The following is a 2,887-nucleotide window of genomic DNA, read 5'->3' on the forward strand; positions in this document are numbered from 1 at the left end:
CCACCAATGAGTCCGACGAAGAACTCCGAAGACGAGTGGTATAGAGCTCGTATCCCCGCCGATGTCGAGGCGCCGGACCGGATCGTGTTCAACCTGACCGCCAGGCAGGCGGCGATCCTCGTCGTTGCCGCGGCGGCCGGCTACCTGACGGTCCGCGCGCTCGGCCCGTTCGTGCCGCTGCCGGCGCTGATGCTGGTGCTGGCTCCCCTCGGCGGTGCGGCGGTGACGCTCGCGCTGGGCCGCCGCGACGGGGTGCCGCTGGACGTGTGGGTGTGGGCGGCGGTGCGGTACCGGCGCTCGCCGCGGACGATGCTCCCGGCCCCGGCGGCGGAGGTGCCCGCGTGGGCGCCAGACACCGCGCCGCCGGAAGGTCCGGTGCCGGGGCTGCTGCGGTTGCCGACGGATGCGATCGGCGTCGGCGGTGCCGTCGACGTCGACGGTGGTGCGGTCGCCCTGGTCGCGGCGACGACGGTCAACGTCGGGCTGCGTACCGGTGCGGAGCAGGCCGCGCTCGTCGCCGGGTACGGCCGGTGGCTCAACGGTGTGACCGGCCCGGTGCAGGTGGTCGTGTCGACCCGGCGGGTCGACCTGGCCGCGGCCGCGGACCGGCTGCTCGACTCGGCCGCCGGGTTGCCGAGTCCGGCGCTCGCGGACGCCGCCGCGGAGCATGCGGAGTTCCTCCTCGACGTCGCGGAGCAGCGGGATCCGTTGTGGCGGACGGTCACGGTGGCGTGCACGGCACCGGGTGGGCGGGGTGCTGCGGTGGAGGCGTTGCGGCGGGCGGAGCACGCGGCGGCGGCCCTGGCCGCGCTCGGCGGCCGGACCAGGGTCCTGGACGGGCCGGCCGTCGCCGCGGTGCTCGCCGCCGCGGTGGACCCGTTCGCGCCGGTCGACGCGAGCTGGCCGCGGGCGTTGCCGCAGCAGCCGGTCACCGGGCCGGGTGCCGGGCCGGGTGCCGGGCCGGGTGCCGGGCCGGCGCGTACCGCCGGCGGTGCGGCGGTGGCACGGTGAACACGGCCGGACTGCAGGACCGGCTGCGGTCGCTGCTGGCGGGACGCCCGTCGCAACGGACCGCACCGGCACGGCAGGAAGCCGACACGCCCGGGATCGCCGGACTGGTCGGGCCTGCTGCGGTGGAACAGACACCGCATCATCTGCGGGTCGGCGACGGGTACGTGGCGACGCTGATCGTCACCGGGTACCCGCCGGAGGTCGGGATGTCGTGGCTGGAGCCGATCCTGGCGTGGCCGGGGCGCCTGGATGTGGTGCAGCACATTGAACCGGTGCCGGCGGTGACGGCGGCGGCCAGGTTGCGGCGGCAGCGGGCCCGCCTCGAGTCGAACCGGCGGTTCGACGCCGACCGTGGCGGTCTCGGTGACCCGGTCGTCGACGCCGCCGCCGAGGACGCCGCCGACCTCGCCGAGCGGGTCGCCCGCGGAGCAGCGCGGCTGTTCCGGGTCGGTCACCTGCTGTGCGTGCACGCCGCGACGGTGCCGGAACTCGCCGACGCTGTCGCGGAGGTCCGGGCCGCGGCCGCGTCGGTGCTGCTGGACACGCAGCCGGCGACGTGGCGGCAGCTGCAGGCGTGGACGAGCACATTGCCGCTGGCGGTGGACAGCATCGGGATGCGGCGCATCGTGGACTCCGACGCGTTGGCCGCGTCGTTCCCGTTCGGCAGTCACGACCTACCGGCGCCGCTGCCCGGCGAGGGAGCACCGGCCGGTGGGGTGCTGTACGGGTTGAGCACCGGGTCGAACGGGGTGGTGTGGTGGGACCGGTGGCAGCAGGACAACCACAACAGCGTCGTGCTGGCCCGCTCCGGTGCCGGGAAGTCGTACCTGGTGAAGCTGGAGACGCTGCGGTCGCTGTACGACGGTGTCCACGTGTCGATCATCGACCCGGAGGGCGAGTACCTGCGGTTGTGCGCCACGGTCGGTGGGGTCGCGGTGCAGCTCGGCGTCGCCGGGGTGCGGGTGAACCCGTTCGACCTGCCGGCCGGGGACCGCCGGCCGGACGCGTTGCAGCGCCGGGCGATGTTCGTGCACACGCTCGTCGGGGTGCTGCTGGGTGAGCAGCCGCCGCCCGCGGAACGCGCCGCCCTGGACCGGGCGGTGCTCGCCGCGTACCAGCGGGCGGGGATCACCGGTGACCCGGCGACGTGGCACCGGCAGCCGCCGGTGCTGCGGGACCTGACCTCGGCGTTGACGGCCGCCGACGACACCGCGGCGCACGCGTTGGCGGCGCGGCTGTCGCCGTGGGTGGACGGGTCGTTCAAGGACCTGTTCGACGGGCCGAGCACCGTCCAACCGGCAGGCCACCTGGTCGTGTGGTCGGTGCGGCAACTGCCGGACGAACAACGAGCCGTCGGGATGCTCCTGGCCCTGGACGCGATCTGGCGTGCGGTGGACAGCCCCACCGCCGGCCACGCCGGATCCGGCGCAGACGGCGGGGCGGCGGACGTGCGGCGGCTCGTGGTCGTCGACGAGGCGTGGACCCTGCTGCGGGAAGGTGAAGGGGCCCGGTTCCTGTACCGGCTGTCGAAAGCGGCCCGCAAACGCCGCGCGGGGCTGGCCGTCGTCACCCAGGACGCCGCGGACCTGCTCGGCTCGGACCTCGGCACCGCCGTCGTTGCCAACGCCGGCACGCAGGTGCTGCTGCGGCAGGCGCCGCAGGCGATCGACCGGGTCACGGAACGGTTCGCGTTGACCGCCGGCGAGGCACGGATGCTGCTGTCCGCCGGGCGCGGTGAGGCACTGCTGCTCGCCGGTGCGCACCGGGTCGCGTTCCAGGCGGTCGCGTCGGCGCGGGAGCACGACCTGTGCTCGGGAGATATAGAGTTCCACGAAATGTTGCGGGATTCCGGTGCGAACTCTGGGGTCGATGACCT

2 protein-coding genes are annotated in these 2,887 nt (G+C 74.9%); both read left to right on the forward strand.

Annotation, left to right across the window (positions count from 1 at the left end):
- Nucleotides 1-1,011: PrgI family protein (locus tag ACFPIJ_RS47660; protein ID WP_380126128.1), on the forward strand; the 1,011-nt coding region annotated here is incomplete at its 5' end.
- A gap of 35 nt (nucleotides 1,012-1,046) precedes the next feature.
- Nucleotides 1,047-2,887 (forward strand): VirB4 family type IV secretion system protein (locus tag ACFPIJ_RS47665; RefSeq protein ID WP_380126129.1); only part of this gene is annotated, 1,841 nt, incomplete at its 3' end.

The sequence above is a fragment of the Dactylosporangium cerinum genome (genome assembly GCF_042653625.1).
GTDB lineage: Bacteria > Actinomycetota > Actinomycetes > Mycobacteriales > Micromonosporaceae > Dactylosporangium > Dactylosporangium cerinum.